Raw genomic sequence first — 2,765 nt, forward strand, 5'->3', positions numbered from 1 at the left:
CATCCCGTAAGGACATTTTCTACACGTACATAAATTGTTTGATTGTAGGCATTGATATTGGTGTAAGTATCATCCAATACATTGACATTATTATCAGCATCTTCTGGTGTTTCATGATAGGTAACTACAATATTAGTTGTAATTCCTCCTGTTACTTGACTTTCCGTACTTCTGATATCAAAAATACCAAAACCATCATTATCAGTATCACAGTATTCTAAAGGTGTCGCTGGAAAAACAGCTGGTGCATCTTCTACAGAAATTACTAGCGAAGTTGTAACATAACAGCCTGAGTTACCACTTTCTACACGCACAAATATGGTTTGCGGATTACTGATATTTGTATATGGAATTATTAGTGGATTAACATCGTTATCCGCATCAACTTGTGTTAAATAGTATTGTACAGAAAATCCCGGTTGATTGTTTACTATTTCAGCACTTTTTACATTTAAGTCTATTTCTGTAAAACCATCAGAAACTTCATCATCACAGACAATTAAATCAGTTGGCATTGTTACGATTGGAGGAATATCAAATAATAAGTCAAACGTAGTTGTATCATAACACTCGTTTCCAGCAAGTGTACTTTCAATACGAACATAAATTGTTTCCCCATTTGCACCATTATGCATAGTAGCTAAAGCATTCATGTTATCGTCAGCATCCGTTAGGTTTGCGTGAAATGTAATGTTGAAGTTGACAGTATTTTGCGCTCCTAAAATATCTGATAATTGCATGCTAAGATCAAAAACTTCAGAACCATTATTGTCAAAATCACAAACCACGATATTATCAGGTTGATTGGCAATAGGTTGTGAATCTAAACAAACTTCAAAATTTGTAGTATCATAACACACTGGATTTGCATCGTTTTCTATTCGAACATATATTTGTTCACATTGTGCTGTGTTTGTATATGGAAAAGTTAATGCATTTGTATTATCATCAGCATCCATTTGACTTGTATGATAACTTACAGAAAATAGCATCGGATCAAGTGTTCCTAGTGCAGTTGTATTTAAGTTTGTGAAATCAAAAGCATTTATACCATCATTAGAAACATCATCACATACCCTAAAATCAGCAATTGTACTTGCTACGGGAATTTCATTCAATATTAGTTGAAAAGTAGTTGTCGCAAAACAATCGTTTCCAACTTCGGCACTTTCAATTCGAACAAAAATAATTTCACCATCTATTCCTGAATACATTGTAGGAAGTGGATTTATATCACTATTTGCGTCTGCTTGGCTATCATGAAAAGAAATATTGAAATCTGTAGCATTTTGCATTCCAAATATATTTGATTCTTGCAATGAGAGATTATAGATTTCTGCTCCATCATTCCCTATATCGCAAGCCATCATATTATTAGGTTGATTCGCTATGGGTTGCGTATTTACACAAACTTCAAAATTTGTAGTATTGTAACATGTTGGATTCGCATCGTTTTCTACTCGAACATATATTTGTTCACATTGCGCTGTATTTGTATATGGAAAAGTTAATGCATTTGTATTATCATCAGCATCCATTTGACTTGCATGATAACTTACAGAAAATAGCATCGGATCAAGTACCCCAAGCACAGTTGCATCTAAATTTGTGAAATCAAAAGCATTTATACCATCATTAGAGTCATCATCACAAATCGAAAAATCGTTTATGGTATTTGCCACAGGAAGTGGATCTATAGTAATTGTAAAACTTTCTTGAATTATTTCTGAACAACTATTTGTGATACTTACGGTATATATTGTAGTGGCAGTAGGTGTAAATACCGGATTTGCTATAGAAGGATCACTTACTCCTGTAGTTGGAGTCCATGCGTATGTTGTAGCGCCTGTAACTGTAGCATCAATAGAATTAACAACACTACCAGGGCAAATATTTTGATCATCTAATGATAGAGAATTTGCAAATGATACATAGTCAAAACAAACACGTTGTAGGTTTGCAGCACCACCTGTAGATCCTGTAAAACCAAAGTAAGCATCAGTAACCCCTGAAAAAATGGTATTTACAATATCGCCAGAATATGAGAGTCGTAAATCACAATCAAAATATACATCTAAAGTGTTTGTTGCAACAGTCCATTCAATTCTAATAATATGTTCTGCGCCATCTTCAATATTTACTGATGTAGCTGAAGCTTGAACAGGTCCTGCAAGATTTGTTGCGGCATTGTGATTGTTAACACCTGTACTTATGATTGCAAGATGATCAAAAAAAGGATCTCCCAAGTCATTATTTTGCCAAGTGTCAAACTCGACAGCTAAGGAGTTGTTTATTCCTTCATAGCCCATTCCTCCTCCTAAGTTTCCTATTTCAGGTGTTACAGAGTTTTTTAGAATGAATACAATTCCATCAGCTCCATTGGCGTCATTTGTGCCAAAAAAACCTCTAAATTCAATGACAAAATCATTGTTCATATCAACAGGAGTACCAGACCAAACTGCTCCAGATTGTGTATTTAAGTTTTCGGTAATTTCAAAACAATCACCTCCAATATCATTTGCATCACCTATTAAAGAAGGCATTAATTGTGCATGAAGCTGAAAGCTACAAAGTAAAAGTATTGCTATGAATACTTTACTTTTAAAATTTATTTTTCTGCTTAAATTCATTGTCTTACAATTATATAAGACAAATATGATGATTTATCTTTTTAAAGTAAAATGATTGATAAAATCTTTTGTTATCCCATTCTTGTTTGAATTTAATCGTTATAAAAGAATGAAGTTTTAGAATTCTATATACAT

1 protein-coding gene is annotated in these 2,765 nt (G+C 33.3%); it reads right to left on the reverse strand.

The features are described 5' to 3' along the window. The coding region (locus Q0828_RS24330; protein ID WP_298427960.1) for an L-type lectin-domain containing protein at positions 1–2,543 on the reverse strand (2,543 nt) is incomplete at its 3' end. Between the last annotated feature and the right edge of the window lie 222 nt (positions 2,544–2,765).

The sequence above is a fragment of the uncultured Kordia sp. genome (assembly GCF_947496985.1).
In the GTDB taxonomy this organism is placed as follows: domain Bacteria; phylum Bacteroidota; class Bacteroidia; order Flavobacteriales; family Flavobacteriaceae; genus Kordia.